The organism is Chelatococcus sp. KU-N122, assembly GCF_055391085.1.
The window spans coordinates 8,276,124-8,302,016 of sequence record NZ_AP043981.1; the positions used below are offsets into that span (position 1 = coordinate 8,276,124).

The following is a 25,893-nucleotide window of genomic DNA, read 5'->3' on the forward strand; positions in this document are numbered from 1 at the left end:
TTCCCTGCCGGCGCTCCGTCAGCCGTCGCCCGTCGCTCGCGCGGCACGCACCTCGGCGCGGAACTGCTTGGCCGTGCGGCCGAAATGCGCTTTGAAGTGCCGGCAGAATTGCGCCTGGTCGCCGAACCCCCAGCGAAGCGCGACCTCCGCGATGCTTTCTTTCCGGGCGGACGACCTCAATTGCTTTTCGCACGCCAATAGGCGCTGCTCGCGGATGAAGTGACCGACGGACTGCCGCTCCGTCGAGAAAATCTGATGAAGGTAGCGGACCGAGATTCCGCAAGCGTGGGCAATGGCTTCCGGAGACAGGGAGGGATCGGCAAGGTTTTGCCGAATGAAGCGCTGAGCCCGGATCAGGTGGGCTTGGCGAACCGAGCTGAGCTGGCTGTCTCTGAGCGAGGGATTGCCTTCGAGCGCGATCGCCAGAAATTCGATGAGGCAGCTCAGCACGGCGTCGAGGCTGCTGCCGTCAAACTCGGCGACGCGCTTCGGCAACGACCGGAGCGTGTCGAAGAAGAGCCCTCCCGCCCCCGTCTTGGCGCTGAAGACGTGCGACGAGAGGCGCTCCAGGGATGGAAGCCGCGTCTCCAGCATCGCCGCCGGCACCTTCAGCACCAGCACGTCGTTGTCCGAGAGCTGCTGGAATTCATAGGGGTCGCGGCCGCGCTGAACCACGAAGTGATGCCGCGGGCAGTCGAGCGTCGCCCCGTACTGCGAGAAGACGAGATCGTTCGAAACGGCGATGCTGATCAGCAGGTCCTCGGCAGTGTTGTGCGCCACGTGATGCCGCTCGCGCCGGTAGGTGACAGGTCCCGATCTGAAATGCGCGACCCGCCCCTTTCCGACGTCCCAGGATCGCATCAGGCCGTTGAACGCGGGCTCCTGGCACGAGGCGTACATCGGGAACAAGACATCGCATACGGCATCGGTCCACTGCTGCATCTGCTGCCCCGAAGGGCGCGTCTGGGTCGCGAAGCTGTACATCGAATGCTCCCTTTGCCAGCTTTCGTTCTCCCGAAGCAAGACTCGTACCCACCGTCCGGCTCGGCCGCCTCCTTTGGAGGTCGCAAAGCATTTCTGCGCTTTGCACCACGGTGGGGCAAGATGCCGGCACGCCAGTGCCACCCCAAATCGCCGTGGCGATCGTCAGTTGTTCGTCGGCGCGCGTAGTGTTGCCGATCTGCGCACAGCCGCTGCAGGCGGGTTTATCGCTGTCGGCCGCTGTGTCACCAAGCATGCCGACACAGCGCACGGAACTCCGGAGCCAGGGAATGAAGCTCGGCGTCTTTCTTCCGAATGGCCAGAACGGCTATATCCTATCTGAACGCAGCCCCCAATACGCTCCGACATTCGATCTGATGCTGGCCATCACGCAGGAGGCGGAGCGTCTCCAGCTCGACTTCGTCCTGTCGATGATCAAGTATCGCGGCTTCGGCGGCAAGACGAATTACTGGGAATCCTGCCTCGACTCCATTGCGATGACATGCGGCCTCGCGTCCGCCACCAGCAACATCGATCTCTATGCGACGCTGCCGGTGCTCGGTCTGCACCCCGCCATAGCGGCCAGGCAGATTGCCACGCTCGAGGACATCAGCAAAGGACGTTCCGGGGTGAATATCGTAACCGGCTGGAACAAGCCCGAGTACAGCCAGATGGGGCTGTGGCCGAGCCAGGACTATCATGCCCGCCGCTACGATCTCACCGAGGAGTACATCCAGGTGATGCGCTCGTTGTGGCGCACCGGCGAAGCGACGTTCGACGGCGAGTTCTATCGCTTGGACGATTGCCGTTGCGCCCCCACGTGCCCGCGCGAGATTCCCATCGTGTCCGCCGGACAGTCGAAGCCCGGCATCGCGTTCACGGCACGGCACGCCGAGTACAACTTCGTCTTCGGCGGCAACGAAAAGCTGAAGCGCATCTCGGCGCCGCTGGCGGAGGCGGCCAGGGCATCCGGCCGAAAGGTCGGGATGCTCGCACTGGTGGTCATCATTGCCGCGCCGACGGACAAGGAGGCCCGGGATCGCTGCGACGACATCGTCGCCGGCGCCGACCAGGAAGCGATCGAAGGCGTCATCAGGAGCGCGTCGGAGGATACGAGCAAGGAGGGGACGAGCCAGCAGTTCCTCGAAGGTGTCCGCGCGCCGGTCGAGGAAGGCAACATGGCGTTCATGGGCTTCCCCGTGATCCACGGCTCCTACGAGACCGTTGCGAGGAAGATCCGGGTCATGGAGGAGGAGGCGGGCGTCAGCGGCCTGCTCATGACCTTCCCCGACTTCATCACCGGAATCCGCGATTTCGGCGACAACGTCCTGCCGCGGCTGAAGGAGCGCGAGGCCGCCAAAGCAGCGGCCGCCGCGGAATGAGCGGCACGGAGGTGGCTGGCATGAGCAATCTCGCGCTCTGCGTGACCTGCGGTACCCAGTTTTCCCGCCCCGCCGAGCTGTCCTGCACGATCTGCGAAGAAGAGCGGCAGTTCGTGCCGCCGAGCGGTCAGGCGTGGACGACCCTCGAGAGGCTCCAGCGCACACATATGGCGGCGCTGCGCTATCAGGCCGGCGTTCTCGGGATCGGCACATCCCCCGCATTCGCGATCAACCAGAGGGCCCTTCTCGTGCGCACGCCCGCGGGCAACGTGCTGTGGGACTGCGTAAGCTTCATCGACAACGCCTTGATCGACATCATCAGGGCGCTCGGCGGCCTTGCTGCCATCGCAATCTCCCATCCCCACTATTACACCACCATGCTCGACTGGAGTCGCGCGTTCGGCGGCGTGCCGATCTATCTTCACGCTGCGGATCGCCAGTGGGTGATGCGGGAGGGACCAGAGATCGAGTTCTGGGACGGCGACGCGAAGCCGGTTCTCCCAGGCTTGACCCTGGTGCGCGCCGGCGGACACTTCGAGGGTGGCCAGGTGCTGCATTGGGAAGACGGAGTTGACGGGAAAGGCGCGCTGCTGACGGGCGACGTCATTCAGGTCACGGCGGACAACAAGTTCCTGGCCTTCATGCGGAGCTATCCGAACTTCATCCCGCTCAGCACCGCCGCCGTAAGGTCCGTCGCTGCGGCCGTGGAGAGCCTGCGGTTCGATGCGATCTACGGTGCATTGTGGGATCGCGTCATCCCCCATGACGCGAAGCGAGCTCTCGAGCTGTCGGTTCAACGCCACATTCACTGGGTCGAACGGGACGTGATCGCGTCCTCGCCAGGCTAGATTAGCGGCGATTCTGGCGAATGTCCTGAAGCCTCCCACCTGCAAGGAGCGCGGGCGGCATGATGATCAACGAGCCGAGCGTGGTCGCGGACGTGACCGCTGCGTTCGAGGCCTACGAGAAGGCGTTGTGCTCGAACGACATCGAGACGCTGCGTCGGTTGTTCTGGGCGTCGCCGCTGACTGTCCGATACGGCCCGTCGGAACGGCTTTACGGTGCGGACGCCATTCACGCCTTTCGCGCCGGCCGGCCGGCCAGCCCTCGGCCGCGCCAGCTGATCCGCACGCTTGTTTCAACGTTCGGCCGCGACACCGCGACGACGCATGCAGAGTTCAGGCTTGCAGGCGATCGGCGCCTCGGGCGGCAAAGCCAGACGTGGCTCAAGCTGCCCGAAGGATGGCGTATCGTAGCGGCCCATGTATCTTACGAGGAGGCCCCCGAGATCAAATGATCGTCGAACTCACCAACCTCAAAGTCGATCCGCGAAATTCCGAGGACTTCGAGCGCGCGTGGCGAGAGGCGGAGCCCACGCTGATGAGGCAACCGGGATACATCAAGCATCGGCTAGGTCGCTATGTCGAGACCCCCTCCGCATATGTTCTTGAAGTTGAATGGGATACGCTCGAGGCCCATACACAGCACTTCGCCAACAGCCCGGATTTCCAGCCTTTCCTTGCCACCTTTGTGAGCAAACTGTCTGGAGAAGCAGACGTCACACACTTTCGGGTCGTCTCGTGCTCCTCAGGTCGTCACGACAGTTGAGGTCGAGAGCGCCGAGACCGAACGCCTGTGAATGGCGCGTTCCTGGTCCCTTGCAGATGGGGTCACGGCTTTGGCTGGCTCGCTTTCGCGCCTTGTCCACGGCGCCGTGACGGGGCCTCGGCGCCGTTGAGTCCGGCCGCGGCGGCCTTCTCCGCCGTCGAAACGCCGTACAGGAATATGGTCAAGTACTGGTCGACGACGTCGGGCAGCGATTGCGAGCCGTTGCTGTCGAACCACCTGGCCAGTCCGTTGAAGGCATCGAAAAGCGCCATGGACAGCGCGCGCTCGTCGCAGACGCGGATCGACCCGTCCTTGAACCCGTCACGGATGATGTCGCGAATGGAATGGTTCAGCGCCCGCCGCCGGACCACGGTCTTCTCGCGCGACTCGGGCGAAAGATCGCCCGGCTCCATCAGCACCAGACAGCGGCCGAAATCCTCGCAGATCACCTCCGCATAGAGCGTGAAGAACCGACACAGGCGCTCTAGCGCGTTCATGTTCGGCCCGGACGAGCTGTCGAGCGCCACGGCGAGCGCATCGAGCGCCATCGTGCCGCAGGCGAAGATCAGCTCGTCCTTGCTCTTGGCATAGTAGTACAGCGCCGGCTTGGTGAAGCCGAGCTCGTGGGCGACGTCGTCGAGCGTCGCGATGTGGAACCCGAGCCGGTTGAAGGTTCTCGCCGACGCGCGGAGCACTTCGAGTCGCCGCTGCTCGTACCTGGAATTCGCCTCGCCCGTGGCCGTTCGGCGCGCAGCCATTGTCTCTCCGGTGCCGTCTCCGGCCCCTCATAGCCCGGCCCGGCGGATGGGGAAAGCGAGCGCCTTCGGAGCTTCCCCGGCGCCGGCCTGCGGCTGAGGCCCCTACGCCGCTTCCGCCTGCACCGTGCTGCAGAAATCGGCGAGGCTGTCGGCCAGCCGCAGCGTCGCCGGGCTCGCGTCGGGGGCGGCGACCAGCGCCATCTCGGTCCTGTCGATCGGCGCGAAGCCGTCCTGCGCGGTCAGCACCCGGTGCTGCGGCAGGATGGCGATGTCGGACAGGATGCTGAGGCCGAGCCCTGCGGCGACGGCCGCCTGGATGCCGGCCAGGCTGGAGCTGGAATAGGCCATGTGCCAGGCCTTGCCGGCCGCCTCGATCGCGTGGATGGCGCGCGTCCGGTAGAGGCAGCCGGCCGGAAAGCCGATCAGCGGTATGGATGTGCAGGAAAGGTCGACGGGATGGGCCTTGCTGGTCACCCAATGCACGCGCTCCGGCCACACGGCGATGCCGCCCTTCTCGCCGGCGTCGCGCTTGAGCAGCGCCAGGTCCAGCTCGCCGCGCTCCAGATCGCGCCCGAGATACTTGCTCTGGTCGGCGCGCACGTCGAGTCGCAGGCCAGGCCGAGACCGCGAAAAGCTCGCCAGCAGCTCGGTCAGCCGGTAGGCGGCGAAATCCTCGGGTATGCCGAGGCGCACCGCGCCCTCGTGGCTCGGCCGGGCCAGCACGTCGCGCGCCTCCTCGGCCAGGGCCAGGATGCGCCGCGCGTAGGACAGCAGCACCTCGCCGTCCTCGGTCGGCGTCACCTGCTTGCCGATACGGTGCAGCAGCGGCCGCCCCACGCCGTCCTCGAGCCGCTTGATCTGCTGGCTGACCGTCGATTGCGAGCGATGGACGCGCTCACCAGCCCGCGTGAAACCGCCGGCGTCGACCACCGACACGAAGCTGCGCAACAGGTCGAGGTCGAACATGGCCGTTTCCATTCGATTTTCCACTAGATATAATTTTATCATTTAATTTCTAAATGAAAAGTCGCGGGCGCATATGGAGGCAAAGGAGTCGACCCATGCCCTTGGCCTCCACCGTGCAGCTGCCGCGTGCCACCCTCAATCTGCTGCCGATCTACATCGGCACCTTCTGCCTGCTGTGGAGCTTCGCCTTCGTGGCCGGCAAGATCGGCGTCACCGACTGCCCGCCGCTGATCCTGCTCGCCGCCCGCTTCCTGCTGGCGGGCGTGCTGATCCTCGGCTTCACGCTCGCGCGGCGAGACGCCTGGTCGTTGTCGGCGCGCGACATCGGCGTCTTCGCGCTGCTCGGGGTCGCCAACAACGCGCTCTACCTCGGCCTGGGCTACGTCGGGCTGCAGACGGTCTCGGCCGGCCTCGGCGGCCTGATCGTCAGCGCCAACCCCGTCTTCACCGCCCTCCTGGCGGCCCTGGTGCTCGGCGAGGCGCTCACCTGGCGCAAGGTCGCGGGGCTCGCGCTGGGCGTCGCGGGCGTCGCTTTCATCGTCGCCCACCGCATGTCGGCCGGCACCGACGCATCCGGTGGCATCCTGTTCACGCTCGCCTCGCTCGCCGCCATCGTCGCCGGGACGATCCTGTTCAAGCGGCTGGCGCCAAAGGGCAACCTGTGGATCGGCAACGGCATCCAGAACCTGTCGGCCGGCGTGGCGCTGGCCCCCTTCGCCCTGGCGCTGTCGAGCTTCGGCGACATCGTGCCGAGCACGCGGCTGCTGGGCGCCTTCGCCTTCCTGGTGTTCTGCGGCTCGATCCTGGCATTCCTGCTGTGGTTCCACCTGCTGACCGTGTGCGGCGCCACGGCGGCGAGCTCCTTCCACTTCCTGATGCCGCCGCTCGGGATGCTGTTTGCCTGGCTGGTGCTCGGCGAGCATATCGTCGCGCAGGACCTCTTGGGCATCGTGCCGGTCGCGCTCGGCATCTATCTGGTCACGCGACCCACTGCGGCCCCGAGCCCGTCAACGAAAGCGCCATGACGTCGCGGCACCGGCCCGGTTGCCGACGGCACACCGATCGTCGGCTGCCCCGGCCACCCGCGCCAACACGCCGCGCCGCGGGCCCCGGGGCTCTTTGACCTGCATCAAAAGCTCGACCGCAGCCGCGCGCAAGGTCCGCGCGAGGGTCCCGCGGATTGCGCCGCCGGGCCGGAGGCAGGCTGATGGCGACGATGCAGGACGTGGGCAAACCGCCGACGAAGACCATGACGACCGGCGAGATGGGGCTGATCGCCGTCTTTGCTCTGCTGGCCCTGTTCTCCATCGTGGTCGCGGCCAAGGCCTATACCAGCGCCTACGCCTTCCACGCCTATTTGTTCTGCGCGGCGAGCCTGGCCTCGGTGATGGTCATCGGCAACCGCTACTTCGAACGCCCGGCCACGCTGCCGCCGCAGACGATCGGCGGCAAGCCGAACTACAACATGGCGCCGGTCAAGGTGGCGACGCTGCTCTCCCTGTTCTGGGGCGTCGCCGGCTTTCTCGTCGGCGTCATCATCGCGCTGCAGCTCGCCTTCCCGGCCATCAACTTCGACCTGCCGTGGACATCGTTCGGCCGGATGCGGCCGCTGCACACCTCGGCGGTGATCTTCGCCTTCGGCGGCAACGTGCTGATCGCGACCTCGTTCTACGTCGTGCAGCGCACCTGCCGGGCGCGGCTCGCCGGTGATCTGGCGCCCTGGTTCGTGGTGCTGGGCTACAACTTCTTCATCGTCATCGCCGGCACCGGCTACCTGCTCGGCATCACCCAGGGCAAGGAATACGCCGAGCCGGAATGGTATTCGGACCTGCTGCTGACGGTGGTCTGGGTCACCTATTTCCTGGTCTTCATGGCCACGATCCTGAAGCGCACCGAGCCGCACATCTACGTGGCCAACTGGTTCTACATCGCCTTCATCGTCACCATCGCCGTCCTGCACCTGGGCAACAACGCCACCATTCCGGTCTCGGTGTTCTCGCCCAAGTCCTACATCGTCTGGTCGGGCGTGCAGGACGCCATGGTGCAATGGTGGTACGGCCACAACGCCGTCGGCTTCTTCCTCACCGCCGGCTTCCTCGCCCTGATGTACTATTTCATCCCCAAGCGGGCCAACCGCCCGGTGTATTCCTACCGGCTGTCCATCGTCCACTTCTGGGCGCTGATCTTCCTCTACATCTGGGCCGGCCCGCATCACCTGCACTATACCGCCCTGCCCGACTGGGCGCAGACCCTGGGCATGACCTTCTCGATCATGCTGTGGATGCCGTCCTGGGGCGGCATGATCAACGGCCTGATGACCCTGTCCGGCGCCTGGGACAAGCTGCGCACCGACCCAGTGATCCGCATGCTGGTGGTCTCCGTCGCCTTCTACGGCATGTCGACCTTCGAGGGTCCGATGATGTCGATCAAGGCGGTGAACTCGCTCAGCCACTACACCGAGTGGACCATCGGGCACGTGCATTCGGGCGCGCTGGGATGGGTGGCGTATATCTCCTTCGGTGCGATCTACTGCCTCGTGCCCTGGCTCTGGAACAAGCGTGAGATGTATTCGGTTCGGGCTATCAACTGGCATTTCTGGATCTCGACCCTGGGCATCGTGCTCTACATCTCGTCGATGTGGGTGGCCGGCGTCCTGCAGGGCCTGATGTGGCGCGCCTATACGAGCCTTGGCTTCCTTGAATACTCGTTCATCGAGACGGTGGAAGCCATGCATCCGCTCTACATTATCCGCGCCGTCGGCGGCATCCTGTTCCTGGTTGGAGCATTGATCATGGTCTGGAACGTGATGCGCACGATCGGCACGCCAGAGCGGGCGCCTGCCGATGCCCGCGACCTCGTCGCCGTGCCGGCCGAGTGAGGGAGACGACGATGAGCACCGCCCGCACCTCGCTGTGGATCAAGCACCAGATCTTCGAGAAGAACGCGCTGATACTCCTCATCGGCGTCCTCATCGTGATCGCCATTGGCGGCCTCGTGGAGATCGCGCCGCTGTTCTACCTGAAAGGCACCATCGAACAGGTGGAGGGCATGCGGCCCTATACGCCGCTGGAGCTCGCCGGCCGCAACATCTACCTGCGCGAAGGCTGCTATAACTGCCATTCGCAGATGATCAGGCCGCTGCGTGACGAAGTGGAACGCTACGGACACTATTCGCTGGCGGCCGAGAGCATGTACGACCGGCCGTTCCAATGGGGCTCCAAGCGCACCGGCCCCGACCTTGCCCGCGTCGGCGGCAAGTACTCCGACCTGTGGCAACTCGAGCACCTGAACGATCCGCGCGCGGTCGTGCCGGCCTCGATCATGCCGGGCTATCCCTGGCTCGCCAGGACGCCGCTCGACGCCGCCCACATCGCCGAGGACATGAAGGTCCAGCAAACGCTCGGCGTTCCCTATACGGACGAGATGATCAGCAAGGCCCAGGCCGACCTGGCGACCCAGGCGACGACCGACGACACCGACACGGACGCTCTGCAGGCCCGCTACCCCAAGGCGCAGGTGCGCGACTTCGACGGCACCCCCGGGGCGCCGACCGAGGCCGACGCGCTGATCGCCTACCTGCAGATGCTCGGCACGCTCGTCGACTTCAAGCGCTACGACAACAGCGCCAACGTGAGGTGAGCCATGGCCGACACCTACGTGAGGCTCGCCGCCTTCGCGCAGACCTGGGGCTTGGTGCTCTTCGTCTTGGGCTTTCTCGCCGTCCTCGCCTACGCCTTCTGGCCGTCGCGCAAGCGGCGCCAGGCCTTCGAGGACGCCGCCCGCATCCCGCTCAATGAGGATTGAGACCGTGAGCAGCAGCGACGACCACCGTCACGGTATGACGGAGCCGGGCCAGGGCGTGTCGACCACCGGACACGAGTGGGACGGCATCCAGGAGCTCAACAACCCACTGCCGCGCTGGTGGCTGTGGATGTTCTACGCCTGTATCGCCTGGTCCGTGGCCTATTGGGTGGTCTACCCCGCCTGGCCGCTGATCTGGAACGCCACGCCCGGCGTCGCCGGCTGGAACTCCCGCACCGCCCTGGCCGAGCAGCTCGGCCAGTTGAAGACGCTAAGGGCCGAGTCGGCCCAGAAGCTCACCACGGTCTCGCTGGAGCAGCTTGAGCAGACGCCGGAGCTGCTGGCGCTGGCGCGGGCCCAGGGACGGGTCGCCTTCGCCGACAATTGCGCGCCCTGCCACGGATCGGGAGGCGGTGGCGCCAAGGGCTATCCCAACCTCAACGACGACGATTGGCTGTGGGGCGGCACGCTGGCGGAGATCCAGCAGACCATCACCCACGGCGTGCGCTCCGGCGACGACGCGGGCCATCTCGGCACCATGCCGGCCTTCGGGCGCGACGGCATGCTCAAGCCGGGCGAGATCGATGCGGTCGCGGACTACGTGCGGACCCTGTCGGGGCTGCAAGCGCCCGGCCCCACGCACGAGGCCGGACGGGCCGTCTTCGAGGCCAATTGCGCCATCTGCCACGGCCCCGACGGCAAGGGCAAGAAGGATGTCGGCTCCCCGAACCTGACCGACGGCATCTGGCTCTACGGGTCCGACAAGGCGACGATCGTGCAGGGCATCACCAACGGCCGCGGCAGCGTCATGCCGGCCTGGGGCGGCCGCCTCGATCCGACGACGATCAAGGCGCTCACCGTCTACATCCACAGCCTCGGAGGCGGCCAATGAGACGCAGGCTCCCCAGGCGGGCCGGGCCCCGGCCGCGGCCCGGCGGGCGGCGGCATCGGGAGGCCGCGCCGTCATGACCGCGCGCCCCGCACCGGCGCCGGGCCCCCTCGACGCCGACGACACGCCGCTCTACGTGGCGCGTCGCGCCATCTATCCGCAGGCCGTGAAAGGCCGCTACCGGACCATCAAATGGGCGGTGCTGATCGCCACGCTCGGCGTCTACTATCTGCTGCCGTTCGTGCGCTTCGACCGCGGCCCCCACGCGCCTGACCAGGCCGTGCTGATCGACTTTTCGACGCGGCGGTTCTACTTCTTCTTCCTCGAGATCTGGCCGCAGGAGTTCTATTACGTCGCCGGCCTGCTGATCCTGGCCGCCCTGATCCTGTTCCTGATGAACGCCGTAGCCGGCCGGGTCTGGTGCGGCTATCTCTGCCCGCAGACCGTATGGACCGATCTGTTCTACGCGGTGGAGCGGATGCTGGAGGGCGATCGCCGCGAGCGCATGCGGCACGACGCCGGCCACTGGACGGCCTCGACCTACGCCCGCAAGGGTGCCAAGCACGCCATCTGGCTGATCATCGCCTGGTGGACCGGCGGTGCCTGGGTGCTCTACTTCGCCGACGCGCCCACCCTGGTGAAGCAGCTCGCCACGCTGCAGGCGCCCGCCGTGGCCTATTGGGCGATCGGCATCCTCACCTTCACCACCTATACGCTCGCCGGCCACATGCGCGAGCAGGTGTGCACCTACATGTGCCCGTGGCCGCGCATCCAGGCCGCGCTGACGGACGAGTACGCGCTCAACGTCACCTACCGCTACGACCGGGGCGAGCCCAGGGGCTCGCTGAAGAAGGCGGCGGCGCTCAGGGTGGCGGGCGAACCGGCCGGCGACTGCGTCGACTGCGCCCAGTGCGTCGCGGTCTGTCCGACCGGCGTGGACATCCGCAACGGCTCGCAGCTCGCCTGCATCCAGTGCGGCCTGTGCATCGACGCCTGCGACACGGTGATGGACAAGGTGCACCAGCCGCGCGGGCTCATCGCCTATGACAGCGAAGCGAACCTCGCGGCCCGTGCCGCCGGCAAGCCCCCCGTCCGCGCCGTGCTGCGCGCCCGCACCCTCCTCTACGCCGCGCTCATCCTGCTCACCGGCGGGCTGATGCTGACCGCGATCGTCGGCCGCAGCACCGAGGGGCTCGCGGCCATCCACGACCGCAATCCGCTCTATGTCAGGCTCTCCGACGGCTCCTTGCGCAACGCCTACACCCTGCGCCTCGTCAACAAGCAGCTCACCGGTCGCAGCTTCAGCCTGCGCCTCGACGGGCTGCCCGGAGCGGAGCTGGAGGTGGTCGGCGACAGCGCCCAGGCGCTCGAGATCGGCGCCGACCAAACACGCGAGATCCGCGTCCTGGTGACGTCCCACGCCAAGCAGCCGCCCGGCGCCTCGCTGCCGGTGACGTTCACCATTCGCGACAACGAGACCGGCGCCGAAGCTTCGGTCGGCGACCACTTCATAGGGCCATGACCATGGCGAGAACGATGCGGCGCGAGCCTCGCGAGATCACCGGCCGGTTCGTGCTGGTCTGTCTGCTCGCCTTCTTCGGCGTGGTGGTCGTCGTCAACGTGGTCATGGCGCGCTTCGCGATCACCACGTTCGGCGGCGTCGAGGTCGCGAGCTCTTACAAGGCGGGCCTCGCCTTCGCAGAGGAAGCCGCGGCGGCCAAGCGCCGGCACGAGCGCCACTGGCGCCTCGACGTGAGCATCGCCGCCGCCGACGGCGACCGGCGCGTCCTCACCCTGGCGGTGGCGGATGCCGACGGCCGCCCGCTGTCGGGGCTCGGCGGCAACGCGCGCCTGGTGCACCCGACGGACGAGCGGCGGGACGTCGGCATGGCGCTGAGCCCGCTCGGCGGCGGCCGCTACCGTGCGACGGGTGACGCGCCGGCAGGCCAGTGGGAGCTGATCGTCGACCTGATGCAGGCCGACGAGCGCGTGTTCCAGTCCAAGAACCGGATCGTCCTCCACTAGGGCCAATGGCCATGACCACGCTCGATCTCTCGCATTTCATCCGCACCCGCGAGGACGCCGTCGACGAGCTGGTGCTGGCGATCGAGCCGATCGGCGCGGGCTGCGACCTCGCCGCCATCGAAGGCGCCGCCCGGTCGCTCCCGAAGGTGCTGTCGGCGCGCCTCAATCTCTCGACCTTGCGCCTCACGGTGCGCTGGCCGACGGGCACGCTGGCGCCGGCCCGGCTGATCGAGGCGCTCCAGGCCATCGGCTGCCGCGCCCATCCGTTGGCGACGCCAGCGGAGGACGACGAAGCGCGGCAGGCCAAATGGCTGCTGTCGTGCCTCGCCGTCGCCGGCTTCGCAGCAATGAACATCATGCTGTTGTCGGTCTCGGTGTGGGCCGGCAACGTCACCGACATCACCCCGGAAACGCGCGATTTCTTTCATTGGCTGTCGGCGCTGATCGCCCTGCCAGCCGCGGCCTACGCCGGCCAGCCGTTCTTTCGCAGCGCGCTCGCGGCCCTGCGCAGCCGCGCCATGAACATGGACGTGCCGATCTCGCTCGGCATCCTGCTGGCGCTGGGCCTCTCGGTGGTGGAGACGACGCGGCATGCCGAGCACGCCTATTTCGACAGCGCCGTCATGCTCATTTTCTTCCTGCTCTGCGGCCGCACCCTCGATCTGACGATGCGGCGCCGGACGCGCACCGTCGCCGGCAACCTCGCTGCGCTCAAGGCGGATCTGGCGTTGCGGCTCGACGCCGGCGGCGAGGCCGTCGCCGTGCCGATCGCCGCAGTGGCGCCCGGCGACCTGGTCCTCGTGCGGCCGGGCGAGCGCTGCCCGGTGGACGGCGTCGTCCGCAGCGGCGCCTCGGAGATCGACGACAGCCTGGTGACCGGCGAGACGGCGCTGCGGCCCGTTGCCGTAGGCGGCCAGATCCATGCGGGCTCGCTCAACCATGGCGGCGCCCTCACCGTCGCCGTCACCGCGGCAGGCGACGACACGCTGCTGGCCGAGGTGGAACGGCTGCTCGCCCGAGCCGGCGAGGCGCGCTCACGCTATGTCCTGCTCGCCGACCGGGCGGCCCGGCTCTACGCGCCGGTGGTGCATGTCACCGCCGCGCTGACGGCCATGGGCTGGCTGCTGGCCGGCGCCTCCCTGCACGATGCCCTGGTCACGGCGATCGCCGTGCTGATCATCACCTGCCCCTGCGCGCTCGCCCTCGCCGTGCCGGCGGTCCAGGTGGTCGCCGCGGGCGCCCTGTTCCGCTCCGGCCTGCTGCTCGTGGCGGGCGCGGATGCCATCGAGCGTCTCTCCGAAATCGACACCGTGGTGTTCGACAAGACCGGCACCTTGACCCTGCCGGAGGCCGGCATCGCCAACGCCGCCGAGATCCCGGAGGCGTTGCTCGCCGTGGCCGGACGCCTGGCGCTGTCGAGCCACCATCCGCTCGCGGCGCCGCTGGCGCGGCAGGCGCCGGACCGGCGGCCTTGCGAGGGCGCCGTGGAACTGGCCGGCCAGGGTGTGGAGGCCGTGATCGACGGGGTCGAGGCGCGCCTCGGCAGCCCCGCCTTCTGCGGCGCCGAAGCGGAGGCCCAGGCGGCCATGGCAGCCGACCCGGACGCGTCCCTGGTGGCGTTGGCCTTCGGCAGCGCCCGCGCGGTGTTCCGGCTGCGCCAGATGCTGCGTCCGGATGCGGCCGCCACCGTCGAGGCGCTCGCCGCGCGCGGCCTCGACGTGCGCATCCTCTCGGGCGACCGTGCCGCCCCGGTCGCGCGGGTGGCCGGCGCCTTGCGGATCGGCACCTGGCTCGCCGGGCAGACGCCGGCCGACAAGATCGCGGCCGTCGAAGCGCTGCAGGCGGCGGGACGCCGGGTGCTGATGGTCGGTGACGGCGTCAACGACGCGCCGGCGCTGGCCGCGGCCCACGCCGCGCTGTCGCCGGTCGCGGCGGCGGGGATCACCCAGACCAGCGCCGACGCGCTCTTCCTCGGCGAGCGCCTGCGGCCGGTGCTGGCAGCCGTCACCGTCTCCGCCACGGCGCGCCGGCTGATGCGCCAGAACCTGTGGCTGGCGGTCGTCTACAACGCCATCGCCGTGCCGCTCGCCGTCACCGGCCACGTGACGCCGCTCGTCGCGGCAGCCGCCATGTCCGGCTCTTCGCTGCTGGTCACGCTCAATGCGCTGCGCGCCGGCCGCCGCCCCGGCGGCGAGCGGACGGATGAGCCTCTGCCCGGCGCCGCGACGACCACGGTGGGAGCGCTGTCGTCATGAGCGTGCTGATCTATCTGGTGCCTCTCGCCCTGGGCCTGGGCCTCGCCGGGCTGTTCGCGTTCCTGTGGTCGGTGCGCTCCGGCCAGTACGAAGACCTGGACGGCGCCGCCGTCCGGATGCTGTCCGACGACGACGTGGACTCCCGTGACCAACCTTGAGCAGGCATCCGCCCGGGCGCGGGCCGGCCTGATCCAATGCCTGTGCGGGCCGCTGCTCGCACCGGACGACACCGGCGCATCGGCACGCCCGCCGGCACTGGCGGCGCTGGCCGGCGGCTTCGCCTGCGCGGTGCTCTCGCAGGTGCTGAGCCTGGCGGTGCTGCCGCTCGCCGGCGCCATGCTGACGCCGCGGCCGGGGCTGGCGGCGTGGCCCTTCGCTGCCCTGATCGCCGGCTCGGTGGCATCCACGGTCCCGGCCTCGCTCCTGCGTGACGCCTTCGGGCGGCGCGCCGCCTTCGCGCTCGGCGCCGCGCTGGGCATCGCCGGCGGGCTGGTGGCCGCCTGGGCGGTGCTTGAACGCCAGTTCGCGGCGCTGGTGCTCGGCGCCTTCTGGCTCGGCATCGCCCAAGGGTTCGGCTTCTTCTACCGCCACGAAGGGGCCGCGGCATCGGGCGGCCCAAGGGCCGTGGCGGTTATTTTCGGTGCGGGCGCTGCCGCGGGGCTGCTCGCGCCGTCCGTGGTTGCCGCCGCCGACGCCTGGGCCGCCCCCTTCGGCTTCGCCGCCGTGCTGCTGGCGGCCGCGCTGTGCCACGTCCTCGGCCTGACGGCGGCAACCGCGCTGCCGGCCGCCGAGGCCGCCGACGATGCCCGTTTGGACGCGTCGGCACCGCTCCGGCCGATGTTGGCGCTCGCCGCGGCCGCAGCCGCCGCGTGGTTCGTCATGGGCCACCTCATGGCCCACGTCCCGGTCGGCCTCAGCGGCTGCGGGCTCGGCTTCGCCGCCGTGTCGAGCGTGGTCGCCTGGCACGTCATCGCCATGTATGCGCCGGCCTTCGCCGTGCCGCGGCTGATCGCCGGCCTCGGAGCGGCGCCGACGGTGGCGGCGGGCCTGATCATCGTCATCGGAGCCGGCGCCGTATGGCTGCTCGCGCCCGCCGACGCGGCCGCGATGGAAGCGGCGTTGGTCGCCGTCGGGTTCGGCTGGTGCATCGTGACGGTCGCGACGTCCGTGCGGCTGGCCGAGCTCCGCGCGGGACGCCTGACGGTCGCGGCGCACGACACACTGCTCTTCGCCGCGGCACTGGCCGGGATCCTGACCTGACGAGCCCGGCGAAGCCTCCAAGCCGTCGAGACCTCGCCCCAACGGCTTGCGATTGCCGCTGACGAGCAGGCGGCGGGGCCTCGTCGAGCGGCCATGGGCGTGGCCGCACCATCGCCGGTCGCTGGCCGGCGATTGACTTTGTGCGTATGGCAATCGGAAGATGCGGCAACTGCGTCGATACCGCTCGTCTGCACGCGGCTTCAAAGAATACAGAACGGGGGGCGGAAACGGGTGTCCGGCATGGGCGAAACCAAGGTGCATCACGCCGATCGGATCTATTCGACCCTGAGGGATGGCGCTGCGACGGCCCAGTCGGCGCTGGCCGCATCCTGGTCTCGCTCCTTGAGGACCTACGGCCTCGACCCGGACCACGCCCGCCCGCCCCGGCGCCTCAGCGAGCGTGAGTTCGACGTGGCCTTCGAGCGCATGGAGAACCTGGCGCGGCTGGCGCAGCCGACGCTCGACCGCCTGTTCCAATCCGTGGGCGAAGCCGGGTGCTGCGTGCTGCTGACCGACCGCGACGGCGTGCCGCTCGACCGGCGCGGCGTCGCCGGCGACGACGCCGACTTCCTCAGGCTCGGGCTGTGGACCGGCATGGTCTGGAGCGAAGCGAGCGAGGGCACCAACGGCGTCGGCACCTGCCTTGCCGAAGGCAGGGCCTTGACCATCCACCGCGACCAGCACTTCCTGACCCGCAACATCGAGCTCAGCTGCACGGTGGCGCCGATCTGGGATGCGCAGGGCAAGCTCGTCGCCGCGCTCGACGTGTCGACCTGCCGCGGCGACCTCACCCCGGCCACGCTGAAGCTGATCGCGGCCGCCACGCGCGAGGCGGCGCAGCGCATCGAGGCCGGCCATTTCCGCGAGACCTTCCGGCATGCCCGGATCGTGCTCGGACAGGATACCGACCGTGGCCCGGGCGGCCTGCTGGCCGTCGACCGGGAGGACCTGGTCGTCGGCGCCAGCCGCGCGGCGCGGTTGGCCTACGGACTGACCGACGCGCAGCTCGCGCGACCGCTGCCGGCCGCAGACATCCTGGCGGGCGAGGCGACGAAGTCGTCCGAGGACCTGGCCACCGCCGAGCGCGGCGCCTTGCAGCGGGCCCTGTCCCGGACCCAGGGCAACGTCGCCGCCGCGGCCCGCCTGCTCGGCGTCAGCCGGGCGACGATGCACCGCAAGCTCGCGCGCTTCGGCCTCGATCGTCGACGCTGAGGCCGCTCTGTTTGCACATATGATGTGTCGCAATCCTGCGACACATGGGTCGCGCAAACGGTTCCGCCCCTCCTGACAGCCGCGCGAGCGGCGCCGATCCTCCGGCACGCCCTGGCCAAGCCGGGAAACGTCAGGAGGAAGCCCATGAACAAGCCCGAATTCATTCGCGCCGCGGCCACGCCATTCAAGGCGCGCTACGGCAACTTCATCAACGGCCGCTGGGCCGAGCCGGTGAGCGGCCGCTACTTCGACAACACCTCGCCCGTCGACGGCCGCCTGCTGTGCGAGGTCGCCCGGTCCGACGCCGGTGACGTCGAGGCCGCCCTCGATGCCGCGCATGCCGCGAAGGACGCCTGGGGCCGCACCAGCGCCGCCGAGCGCGCCCTGCTGCTCAACCGCATCGCCCAGGTGATGGAGGACAACCTTGCGGTCCTCGCCCAGGCCGAGACCTGGGACAACGGCAAGCCGATCCGCGAGACGACGGCCGCCGACCTGCCCCTCGCCATCGACCACTTCCGCTATTTCGCCGGCGCCATCCGCGCCCAGGAAGGCGGCATCTCCGAGATCGACCACGACACCGTGGCCTATCACTTCCACGAGCCGCTCGGCGTCGTCGGCCAGATCATCCCCTGGAACTTCCCGCTGCTCATGGCGGTATGGAAGCTCGCCCCGGCGCTCGCCGCCGGCAATTGCGTGGTGCTCAAGCCAGCCGAGCAGACGCCCGCCTCGATCCTCGTCTTCGCTGAGTTGATCGCCGACATCCTGCCGCCCGGCGTGCTCAACATCGTCAACGGCTTCGGGCTGGAGGCGGGCAAGCCGCTGGCGTCGAGCAACCGCATCGCCAAGATCGCCTTCACCGGCGAGACGACGACCGGCCGGCTGATCATGCAGTACGCCAGCCAGAACCTGATCCCGGTGACGCTGGAGCTCGGCGGCAAGTCGCCCAACATCTTCTTCAAGGACGTCACCGCGGAAGACGACGATTTCTTCGACAAGGCGATCGAAGGCTTCGTCATGTTCGCCCTCAACCAGGGCGAAGTCTGCACCTGCCCGAGCCGCGCCCTGGTCCACGAAAGCATCTACGATCGCTTCATCGAGCGGGCGCTGGAGCGGGTGAAGGCCATCAAGCAGGGCAATCCGCTCGATCCGCAGACCATGATCGGCGCCCAGGCCTCGTCCGAGCAGCTCGAGAAGATCCTGAGCTATTTCGACATCGGCCGCCAGGAGGGTGCCGAGGTGCTGATCGGCGGCGCCCGCAGCGAGCTGCCGGGCGAGCTGGCCGGCGGCTACTACGTCAAGCCGACCGTGTTCAAGGGCCACAACCGGATGCGGATCTTCCAGGAGGAGATCTTCGGCCCGGTGGTCTCGGTGACCACGTTCAAGGACGACGAGGAAGCGCTCGCCATCGCCAACGACACGCTCTACGGCCTGGGTGCCGGCGTGTGGACCCGCGACGGCAACCGGGCCTACCGCTTCGGCCGCGCGATCCAGGCCGGGCGGGTGTGGACCAATTGCTACCACGCCTATCCGGCCCACGCCGCCTTCGGCGGCTACAAGCAGTCCGGCATCGGGCGGGAGAACCACCGCATGATGCTCGACCACTACCAGCAGACCAAGAACCTGCTGGTGAGCTACTCCCCCAAGAAGCTCGGCTTCTTCTGAATCCGGTGAATCCGGCAGCCCGGCCCCTCCCCCGGACCCACCCGGCAGGGGCTGCCGGCACCTGCCCGGCACGGTCTCGTGCCGGGCTCTTCTTTTCACTAGCTGTGCGCGTCTGATCGACGTCAAGGAGATGCGGACGGAACTCGGGCTCTATACGTCTAACTCCCGATCTTGATCGGGATAGGCAACGTGAGGAGGCCGTCATGGCCAAGACAATGAAAGCCGCGGTGGTGCGCGCCTTCGGACAGCCGCTGACGATCGATGAAGTGCCGATCCCGGAGCCCGGGCCCGGACAGATTCAGGTGGCCATCCAGGCCTCGGGCGTCTGTCACACCGACCTTCACGCCGCCGAGGGCGACTGGCCGGTCAAGCCCACGCCACCGTTCATTCCGGGCCACGAAGGCGTCGGCTACGTTTCGGCCGTGGGCAGCGGCGTCAAGCATGTCAAGGAGGGCGACCGCGTCGGCGTTCCCTGGCTCTACACGGCTTGCGGCCATTGCCGCCACTGCCTCGGCGGCTGGGAGACGCTCTGCGAGGCACAGCTCAACACCGGCTATTCGGTGAACGGGGGCTTCGCCGATTATGTCGTGGCCGATCCCAACTTCGTCGGCCACCTGCCGAACAATATCGGCTTCAACGAGATCGCCCCGGTGCTGTGCGCGGGGGTGACGGTCTACAAGGGCCTGAAGGTCACGGATACCAAGCCGGGCGACTGGGTCGTCATTTCCGGTATCGGCGGCCTGGGCCATATGGCCGTGCAATATGCCAAGGCCATGGGACTGAACGTCGCCGCGGTGGACATCGACGACAAGAAGCTGGAGCTGGCGCGCCAGCTCGGCGCCGCGGTGACGGTCAACGCCAAGACGGTGGCCGACCCGGCCGCCGCCATCCGGAAGGAAACCGACGGCGGCGCGCAGGGCGTGCTGGTGACGGCGGTCTCGCCGAAAGCCTTCGAGCAGGCGCTCGGCATGGTGTCGCGCGGCGGCACCGTATCCCTCAACGGCCTGCCGCCCGGCGATTTCCCGCTGTCGATCTTCAACATGGTGCTGAACGGCGTCACCGTGCGCGGCTCGATCGTCGGCACGCGGCTCGATCTCCAAGAGTCGCTCGACTTCGCGCGCGACGGCAAGGTGAAGGCAACCATCCGCACCGAGAAGCTGGACGACATCAACTCCATCTTTGACGATATGCGCGGCGGCCGCATCGAAGGCCGCGTGGTGATGGATCTGACCCAGTAATACGCAATGCGTGACGACGAGAGTGGGCAGGCGCTGAACCTGCCGTCCCGTCCACGTGTGGGAGGACGTCATGGCCGAGGACAGTCTGGACCGCGTCACCGCGACGCCCGCGGCGCTCGCGCTGATCCGCACCCTGCAAGCCGCGCACGGACCGATCCTGTTCCATCAGTCAGGCGGCTGCTGCGACGGCTCCTCGCCGATGTGCTACCCGCAGGGTGATTTCATCATCGGCGACCGTGACGTGCTGCTGGGCGAGATCGGCGGCGCGCCGGTCTATATCGGCGCCGCGCAATTCGCCGTCTGGAGCCATACCCAGCTGATCATCGATGTGGTGCCAGGGCGCGGCGGCATGTTCTCCCTCGACAACGGCACCGAACAGCGCTTCCTCACCCGCTCGCGCGCCTTCTCCGGCGAGGACATGTGCCGCCTCGATGCGACCCCGGCGAACTCACAGGGGGCGTGACCCATCGCCGACCCGATCTCGTAGTCCTGCACGCGGATCAGCCGGATGGCAGATCAAGCCCATCCGGCAGCGTAATCCAGACGACAGTCTGTTCCCCGGCCGAATGGCGGGAGATGTGCCCCTTTCCGTACGTATCCTCCACCAGGACGAAACTGCCGGCGTGAGCCTGCCGTACCTCGCCATCGCTCGTCTCGTATTCCACGGAGCCGTCCAGCCTCACCGTGAGCACCCGCTCCGGCACCGTATGGTAGCCGATCTCGGGCATGGCAGCGGGAATGCGCGTAAAGCGAATATGTGACGCCGGGTACTGAGCAGACAGCTCGAGTGGCGGCACCTCGGGGAAAACGGTCCGCCCCGTCGTTGGGATGTCGATCTCGTCGAAATGAGATTCGCCATCCGTCGATGCGTAGATGCGTAGACACTTCATCATGGCCTCCGATGCTACCGCAGCCGTCCTCAATCTCGGCTAGAGCAGAAGACGGTCACCTGATGCCAAACGTCCGCAGGATCCGGCCTCGCCTCCGGTCGCAACGGACCTGTGTCCAGACTATCGCCAAGGCGTTGGCACCGGCGACAGATCTCATCGTACCAACGCTGCGCAGCAGCCCCCGCGACACGGCTGCCCTGCGGACTACCGTCCGGTGAAGCGCGGCTTGCGCTTCTCGGAGAAGGCCCGCATGCCCTCCAGGAAGTCCTCGCTGCGGATGTAAGCCTCGAACGTCGTGATCTCGCTGCGTAGCGCGCTCTCCAGGGGCTGGCCCAGGCCGTCGGCCGCGAGCTCCTTGACCCAGGCGAGGCCGAGCGGGCTCAAGCCGGCCATGTGCTGCGCCAGGGCTGTCACGGTCGCTATGAGATCGGCCGCCGGCACCACTTCGTTGACCAGGCCCCAGCGCATCAGCGTCTCGGCCGGAACCAGCTCGCCGGTCAGCAGCAGCCGGCGGGCGACGTTGACCGGCAGCTTGCGCGGCAGCCGCACGCTGGAGCCCGAGCCCGGCAGCACGCCGTACTTCAGGTGGCCGTCGCCGATCTGTGCGCCGGCAGCGGCGATGACGATGTCGCAGCACAGGATCAGCTCGAGCCCGCCGGCCACGGCGACGCCGTTGACCGCGGCGATCACCGGCTTGGGCAATTGTTCCAGCCGCAGGAACAGGTCCATGGAGCGACGCAGGTCCTGCGCGAATTCCCGGTATTCGGCCCCCTCCAGGCGCCCCAGGAAGCCCTTGAGGTCGCCGCCGGCCGAAAACGCCCGGCCCTCCCCGGTCAGCACCACCACGCGCACGTCCGCGTCCGCCTCGACCGCCTCGATGGCCCGGGTGAGCCCGCCGACCATCTCCTGGGAGAGCGCATTGAGCTGATCGGGCCGGTTGAGCCTGATCCAGGCGACCCGATCCTCGACCGTGTAAAGAACTGCCTCGCCGCTCATCCCGCTGCCTTTCCGGCACTCGCCTGGTCGCTCTTCAGCACGTCCTCGAGCTCGTGCCGCTTGATCTTGCCGGTGGTGCTGCGCGGCAGCTCCGCGTCGGCGACGAAGCGCACCGCCTTGGGCAGCTTGTAGCCGGCGATCTTGCCGCGGCAGAGCGCGACGACCTCCTCGGCCGTCAGCGCGGGATCGTTGCGCACGACGAAGGCCACGGGCACCTCGCCCCAGCGGGCGTCCGCCTGGCGCACCACGACCGCCTCGCCGATGCGCGCGGAGGCCAGCAGCACGCGCTCGATCTCGGCCGGATAGATGTTCTCGCCGCCCGACTTGATCAGGTACTTGCGGCGATCGACGAACTCCAGCGTGCGGTCCGGATTGCGCACGAAGACGTCGCCCATGTGGAACCAGCCGTTCTGGAAGTCCTTGCTGTCGGGGACCTTCCAATAGCCGCTGAACAGGGTGGGGCCGCGGAAGGCGAGCTCGCCGGGCTCGCCGTCGGGCACGTCGTTGTCATCAGGGTCGACCAGGCGGATGTCGCAGAGCGAGTTTTGCTCCTTGGGCAGCCGCTCCCGCACCACGCCGATGGGGATGAGGTTCTTGCTGGCGGGCGGGCTACCCGTCTCGGTCGAGCCGAAGCTGTTGATGTAGGGCGCCTGCAAAATCTCGGTGAGCTCGGCGATCTGCTGGCGCGGCACCAGGTCGGCCATGCAGCCGACGCTGCCCAGGGTCTTGGGCCGGGCCCCGCTGCGCTTGAGCTCGGCGATCACCTGCTCGACGGTGCCGGGCATGACCTGCAGCCAGCCGACCTCTTCGCCGGCCGCGCCGGCGACGATCGTCTCAACGTCGAAACCATCGACGATGATCACCTTGCCGCCGCGCATCAGCATGGCCAGCATGTTGTCGGTCGACACCATATGGAACATCGGCGCCCAGGCCACGAAGGTCTTGCCGTGGGCGAAGGTGCCGTCGATCTCGCCGATGACGCGGCGGGCGATCATCGCGCGCTGGCTGATGACGGCGCCCTTGGGCAGGCCCGTGGTGCCGCTGGTGTAGAGGATGACGAGGCCGTCCTCCGGGTGGGCCACGTCCGGCGGCTCGCGCTCGTCGGCGCGCGCCAGCGCGCGCTCGTAGGCCTCGCCCAGCACGATCACGGGGCCGCAATCGCAATTGAGGCTCGCCAGCATGCCGGCGTGGCGCTCGGAGACGAACGTCATCCTGGGCTCGACCAGGGTCAGGCAGTGCACCAGCTCCTCCGGCGCCAGGCGCCAGTTCTGGCAGGCGACGATGACGCCGAGCTTGGCGGCGGCGAGCTGCAGCTCGGCGTATTCCGTGCGGTTCTCCGAGAAGATGGCGACGCGGTCGCCGCGCACGACCCCGTGCGCGGCGATGACCGCGGCGAGGCGATTGACGCGCGCGTTGAGCTCTCCGTAGGTGAGGCGCCGGCCGCCCTGCTGCAGCGCGACCTCGTCGCGGCTGCGAGCGACCTGCCCGCGGAACAAGGCGCCGACGGTCAGCAGCCCCGCCGCCTGGGCGAGCGCGCCGCCGAAGGCGCCGTTCGTTGCGGCGGCGGCGAGCGGACGTTGCGTTGCCATGGGCACTCCCCGTGTTTCATCCCGAGTGATTTCGACGGCGCATCGCGGCTCGCGCGCCCAGCGGGACTGTAGAGCGGGACCGGGATCGGTGGGAAGCGCTATCCGCCGACAGCGCCGATCGGCCGCCGGGCAACCTGGCCCAACTTGCCGGCCGGTGTCATGCATCGCGGTCGCGCGATCGCCGAGCCAAGCCCCGCGGCGATGCCGCAGACCGGTTCAGCGCGGCGGCTTGCTCTGGCCCACGGCGGCGGCAAGGGCCGAGAACGTCTGCAGCTCACTGCCCTTGTGCGCGTTGGCGAGCTTGAGAAGGCGGATCGGAAAGACCATCGCCTCGTGGTTGGCGAAGCTGAGCTCCGGCGGCTGGCGGACGTCGTCAGCCGCGGCGTGCTCCGCCTGCGACAGCGCCAACGCGATCTCTTCGTGCGTGAGCAGTCCCTTGCGCTTCAAGAGATCGGTGAGCGCGGCAAGTGCCAACAGCACGCCTTCGAGCTGCAGATTTGCAGTGTTCATCAATGCCTCCCAACCAGCGCCGGCCCACTTGTCGGCAGTGCCGATCGGCGCTGCGCACATGATCCTCCCAAATGGCTATCGAGTCCCGGAGAAGATCGTGCTCGACCGGCATCTTGGAACGCGATGAGAGGCCGAGGATGCATCATCACCGTCCTCCGCGGCCTAATCCGTTCGCCCGGCTGTTCGTTCCGCCGATCGTGCGCGCCTCGCCCCGTGGCGCGGTTTGGGAACCACAAGCAGCTTCGCTGGTTAAACCTACGGTGGTTTCCCGCGCCCACGGAGGCGTGCGCCATGATCGAGGTGAAACGCGGTTCGCACGCCTCTTGGCCGGACGCCTCTTGGCCGAATGCCCCTCCGGATGAAGAACAGGTGTGACGCCATGCGCGCCGCCCTTGCCATCGCCACGACGGTCGCCCTGCTCCTGGGCACCATTTGGCTGCTGAATCAGGACCTCGCGCCCCTGCCGCCGGACCTGCCCCGCCCGATGCAGCAGATGGGGGAGCCTGGGAGCGGCCACTGAGCCCGCCATGACGACGACAAGCCGCCCGGAGCAAGGCTCCGGGCGGCGCTTGATCAAGCCTGCGTGCAGACGTGACGTAGAGTCAGTTGGAGGCGACGGCGTGCACTTTGCCCGTCTCCTCGAGGGCGCAGTCGGCCTCTTCGTCGAGGTGGTTCTGCAGATCGGCGAGGTTCTGCCGCGCCTCCTCCGTCGCCATGGCCAGAAGATAGCTGAGCATCGGCAAGCCAAGCAGTTTGGCCTTGCGCACCGAGCGATTGCAAGATTCCGTCAGCTCAATCAGAGAAATAAGGTCGGTCATAATAGTCCTCAAGCAACCAGCAGCGATGGGACGGTCTCGAGCACCGGCTCGTAGATCCCGAGCGCCTTGCGCGTGCTGTCCAGCATGGCTTCGTCGACGTAGGCGAAGAAAGGAGCGATCTCGTAGCCCTCGTACATGACCGGCGAGGCCAACGGCACGATATCCCAGCCGTATTCCATGAGCCGCTGGAGCGACCACAGGCGCCCTTCCATCACCAGGCCGGTGATCCCCATGCGCAGGGACGTCTCGACGATGGCGAGCATGATCCGGCGCGTGCGCGGATCGAAGGCGCGGGTTTCGCTCTTGGACACCGGCACGGCGCAGCGCGTCAGTTCCCAGATGGTAGGTCCTTGCGGGGCTGGAGCGCCCTGAAGGATCTCCGGATAGACATGGGTGAGCAGGTGCGGCTTCATCGTGGGCAGCAGCCGCGCGTAGGCCTCGACCGAGCCGTCCGGCGCGTGCTCGACGATGTGCACCGCCTCTTCCGTATCGAACTCGTCGATCTCGCGACCGTCGGGCTTACGGAGCTTGTGCCAACGCATATATTCTACAAAATACTTATGGCGAAACCGATATACGTCGTCCATCAACTCGCTCGGCCGCGAGCTATTCTGGCCGGACAAGATAATTGCCATTGCATCCCCCTTGAGGTACGGAGGAGCAATCTAGATATTATGCTCGCCGGCAGATAATGGGGAAATTTCCCTCTTGACTGCGGAATACATCCGGAGTCGGCGCAGTTCGCCGTCAGGAGGGGGCTGACCCGGAGCCCGCCGTGGTCCCTCGCGCGACCGGCGAACCGCGCCATTCGGACAGAAAGCGCCGGAAACTCAGATAGATATGGTATTTCCGCCCGATGCGATGAGGTCATCGGATCGGGATCATGCTCCAGGACATGGCGCGCCCACAGCCAGGAGAGCGGTGGCGGCAGGCGGCGGCACAAAAAAGGCGAAGCTCCGGATAAAGGAATAACGGGCCGAATACAAGTCGTCCGCTTTAGCGCGCGCAACTCAACCCGGGGCATGTGCCGGTCAGCCGTTTCCGTGCTGCGAC

General features: G+C 68.0%; 28 protein-coding genes. 19 read left to right on the top strand and 9 right to left on the bottom strand.

Annotated elements, in window-relative coordinates:
* Positions 1-18: 18 nt before the first annotated feature.
* Positions 19-984, bottom strand: a complete 966-nt coding sequence (locus ACZ5PO_RS37295) for an AraC-like ligand-binding domain-containing protein (RefSeq protein ID WP_464188044.1) — start codon at positions 982-984, stop codon at positions 19-21.
* Between the two features lie 287 nt (positions 985-1,271).
* Between ACZ5PO_RS37295 and ACZ5PO_RS37300 the strand changes: the two genes are divergently transcribed.
* From ACZ5PO_RS37300 to ACZ5PO_RS37315, 4 genes are read left to right on the top strand one after another with little or no spacing between them, the layout of a single operon-like run.
* Positions 1,272-2,363: an LLM class flavin-dependent oxidoreductase gene (locus tag ACZ5PO_RS37300; RefSeq protein WP_464188047.1), complete on the top strand. Its 1,092-nt coding sequence runs from the start codon at positions 1,272-1,274 to the stop codon at positions 2,361-2,363.
* 20 nt (positions 2,364-2,383) lie between these two features.
* The gene (locus ACZ5PO_RS37305) at positions 2,384-3,211 is read left to right on the top strand and encodes an MBL fold metallo-hydrolase (RefSeq protein ID WP_464188049.1); all 828 of its coding nucleotides are present in this window, start codon (positions 2,384-2,386) and stop codon (positions 3,209-3,211) included.
* 59 nt (positions 3,212-3,270) lie between these two features.
* Positions 3,271-3,660 carry an oxalurate catabolism protein HpxZ gene (gene hpxZ / locus ACZ5PO_RS37310; RefSeq protein ID WP_464188051.1) on the top strand — a complete coding sequence of 130 codons (390 nt, stop codon included), beginning with the start codon at positions 3,271-3,273 and terminating at the stop codon, positions 3,658-3,660.
* Positions 3,657-3,971 (top strand): antibiotic biosynthesis monooxygenase family protein, encoded by a 315-nt coding sequence (locus tag ACZ5PO_RS37315; protein WP_464188053.1) that lies wholly within the window; start codon positions 3,657-3,659, stop codon positions 3,969-3,971. The genes hpxZ and ACZ5PO_RS37315 overlap by 4 nt, the downstream gene beginning before the upstream one ends.
* Positions 3,972-4,033: 62 nt before the next feature.
* On the opposite strand, the gene ACZ5PO_RS37320 is transcribed toward ACZ5PO_RS37315, so the two are convergent.
* Both ACZ5PO_RS37320 and ACZ5PO_RS37325 read right to left on the bottom strand, forming a co-directional pair.
* Positions 4,034-4,729 (bottom strand): TetR/AcrR family transcriptional regulator, encoded by a 696-nt coding sequence (locus ACZ5PO_RS37320; RefSeq protein WP_464188055.1) that lies wholly within the window; start codon positions 4,727-4,729, stop codon positions 4,034-4,036.
* Positions 4,730-4,831: 102 nt separating this feature from the next.
* Positions 4,832-5,695 carry a LysR substrate-binding domain-containing protein gene (locus tag ACZ5PO_RS37325; RefSeq protein WP_464188057.1) on the bottom strand — a complete coding sequence of 288 codons (864 nt, stop codon included), beginning with the start codon at positions 5,693-5,695 and terminating at the stop codon, positions 4,832-4,834.
* 95 nt (positions 5,696-5,790) lie between these two features.
* Here ACZ5PO_RS37325 and ACZ5PO_RS37330 point away from each other — a divergent pair, with 95 nt between their 5' ends.
* The 14 genes from ACZ5PO_RS37330 to ACZ5PO_RS37395 all read left to right on the top strand — a co-directional run bounded on the left by ACZ5PO_RS37330 (position 5,791) and on the right by ACZ5PO_RS37395 (position 20,500).
* The gene (locus tag ACZ5PO_RS37330) at positions 5,791-6,720 is read left to right on the top strand and encodes a DMT family transporter (protein ID WP_464188059.1); all 930 of its coding nucleotides are present in this window, start codon (positions 5,791-5,793) and stop codon (positions 6,718-6,720) included.
* Positions 6,721-6,902: 182 nt separating this feature from the next.
* Positions 6,903-8,573, top strand: a complete 1,671-nt coding sequence (gene ccoN / locus ACZ5PO_RS37335; RefSeq protein ID WP_464188061.1) for a cytochrome-c oxidase, cbb3-type subunit I — start codon at positions 6,903-6,905, stop codon at positions 8,571-8,573.
* Between the two features lie 11 nt (positions 8,574-8,584).
* Positions 8,585-9,334: a cytochrome-c oxidase, cbb3-type subunit II gene (ccoO, locus tag ACZ5PO_RS37340; RefSeq protein WP_464188063.1), complete on the top strand. Its 750-nt coding sequence runs from the start codon at positions 8,585-8,587 to the stop codon at positions 9,332-9,334.
* Between the two features lie 3 nt (positions 9,335-9,337).
* Positions 9,338-9,499 (top strand): cbb3-type cytochrome c oxidase subunit 3, encoded by a 162-nt coding sequence (locus ACZ5PO_RS37345; RefSeq protein WP_464188065.1) that lies wholly within the window; start codon positions 9,338-9,340, stop codon positions 9,497-9,499.
* Positions 9,500-9,533: 34 nt separating this feature from the next.
* Positions 9,534-10,388 (top strand): cytochrome-c oxidase, cbb3-type subunit III, encoded by an 855-nt coding sequence (gene ccoP, locus ACZ5PO_RS37350; protein ID WP_464197196.1) that lies wholly within the window; start codon positions 9,534-9,536, stop codon positions 10,386-10,388.
* A gap of 73 nt (positions 10,389-10,461) precedes the next feature.
* Positions 10,462-11,907, top strand: coding sequence for a cytochrome c oxidase accessory protein CcoG (gene ccoG, locus ACZ5PO_RS37355; protein WP_464188067.1), 1,446 nt, complete (start codon positions 10,462-10,464; stop codon positions 11,905-11,907).
* Between the two features lie 14 nt (positions 11,908-11,921).
* Positions 11,922-12,410 (top strand): FixH family protein, encoded by a 489-nt coding sequence (locus ACZ5PO_RS37360; RefSeq protein WP_464188069.1) that lies wholly within the window; start codon positions 11,922-11,924, stop codon positions 12,408-12,410.
* 5 nt (positions 12,411-12,415) lie between these two features.
* A complete protein-coding gene (locus tag ACZ5PO_RS37365; protein ID WP_464188071.1) occupies positions 12,416-14,665 on the top strand; it encodes a copper-translocating P-type ATPase in 2,250 nt (749 codons plus the stop codon).
* Positions 14,662-14,823 (top strand): cbb3-type cytochrome oxidase assembly protein CcoS, encoded by a 162-nt coding sequence (ccoS, locus tag ACZ5PO_RS37370; protein ID WP_464188073.1) that lies wholly within the window; start codon positions 14,662-14,664, stop codon positions 14,821-14,823. The genes ACZ5PO_RS37365 and ccoS overlap by 4 nt, the downstream gene beginning before the upstream one ends.
* A complete protein-coding gene (locus ACZ5PO_RS37375; RefSeq protein ID WP_464188075.1) occupies positions 14,810-15,925 on the top strand; it encodes a hypothetical protein in 1,116 nt (371 codons plus the stop codon). Before ccoS ends, ACZ5PO_RS37375 begins: the two co-directional genes overlap by 14 nt.
* Before the next feature lie 240 nt (positions 15,926-16,165).
* Entirely contained in the window at positions 16,166-17,137 is a 972-nt protein-coding gene (locus ACZ5PO_RS37380) for a GAF domain-containing protein (protein ID WP_464188077.1), read from the top strand.
* Between the two features lie 144 nt (positions 17,138-17,281).
* The gene (gene adh, locus ACZ5PO_RS37385) at positions 17,282-18,799 is read left to right on the top strand and encodes an aldehyde dehydrogenase (protein WP_464188079.1); all 1,518 of its coding nucleotides are present in this window, start codon (positions 17,282-17,284) and stop codon (positions 18,797-18,799) included.
* A gap of 203 nt (positions 18,800-19,002) precedes the next feature.
* Positions 19,003-20,037: an alcohol dehydrogenase AdhP gene (adhP, locus tag ACZ5PO_RS37390; RefSeq protein ID WP_464188081.1), complete on the top strand. Its 1,035-nt coding sequence runs from the start codon at positions 19,003-19,005 to the stop codon at positions 20,035-20,037.
* Between the two features lie 70 nt (positions 20,038-20,107).
* On the top strand, positions 20,108-20,500 hold the full coding sequence (locus tag ACZ5PO_RS37395) for a DUF779 domain-containing protein (RefSeq protein WP_464188083.1): 393 nt from the start codon (positions 20,108-20,110) through the stop codon (positions 20,498-20,500).
* 37 nt (positions 20,501-20,537) lie between these two features.
* Here the strand turns inward: ACZ5PO_RS37395 and ACZ5PO_RS37400 are convergent, their stop codons facing one another.
* The 4 genes from ACZ5PO_RS37400 to ACZ5PO_RS37415 all read right to left on the bottom strand — a co-directional run bounded on the left by ACZ5PO_RS37400 (position 20,538) and on the right by ACZ5PO_RS37415 (position 24,022).
* Complete coding sequence (locus ACZ5PO_RS37400; protein ID WP_464188085.1) at positions 20,538-20,927, bottom strand: cupin domain-containing protein; 390 nt, start codon at positions 20,925-20,927, stop codon at positions 20,538-20,540.
* Positions 20,928-21,131: 204 nt separating this feature from the next.
* Entirely contained in the window at positions 21,132-21,923 is a 792-nt protein-coding gene (locus ACZ5PO_RS37405; RefSeq protein ID WP_464188087.1) for an enoyl-CoA hydratase/isomerase family protein, read from the bottom strand.
* Positions 21,920-23,512 carry a class I adenylate-forming enzyme family protein gene (locus tag ACZ5PO_RS37410; protein WP_464188090.1) on the bottom strand — a complete coding sequence of 531 codons (1,593 nt, stop codon included), beginning with the start codon at positions 23,510-23,512 and terminating at the stop codon, positions 21,920-21,922. Before ACZ5PO_RS37410 ends, ACZ5PO_RS37405 begins: the two co-directional genes overlap by 4 nt.
* Before the next feature lie 216 nt (positions 23,513-23,728).
* Positions 23,729-24,022: a hypothetical protein gene (locus tag ACZ5PO_RS37415; RefSeq protein WP_464188092.1), complete on the bottom strand. Its 294-nt coding sequence runs from the start codon at positions 24,020-24,022 to the stop codon at positions 23,729-23,731.
* Positions 24,023-24,380: 358 nt separating this feature from the next.
* Here ACZ5PO_RS37415 and ACZ5PO_RS37420 point away from each other — a divergent pair, with 358 nt between their 5' ends.
* Entirely contained in the window at positions 24,381-24,542 is a 162-nt protein-coding gene (locus ACZ5PO_RS37420) for a hypothetical protein (RefSeq protein WP_464188094.1), read from the top strand.
* An 82-nt stretch (positions 24,543-24,624) separates the two neighbouring features.
* Here the strand turns inward: ACZ5PO_RS37420 and ACZ5PO_RS37425 are convergent, their stop codons facing one another.
* Positions 24,625-24,840, bottom strand: coding sequence for a hypothetical protein (locus ACZ5PO_RS37425; protein WP_464188096.1), 216 nt, complete (start codon positions 24,838-24,840; stop codon positions 24,625-24,627).
* Between the two features lie 8 nt (positions 24,841-24,848).
* Entirely contained in the window at positions 24,849-25,475 is a 627-nt protein-coding gene (locus ACZ5PO_RS37430) for an acyl-homoserine-lactone synthase (protein WP_464188098.1), read from the bottom strand.
* Positions 25,476-25,893 lie beyond the last annotated feature (418 nt).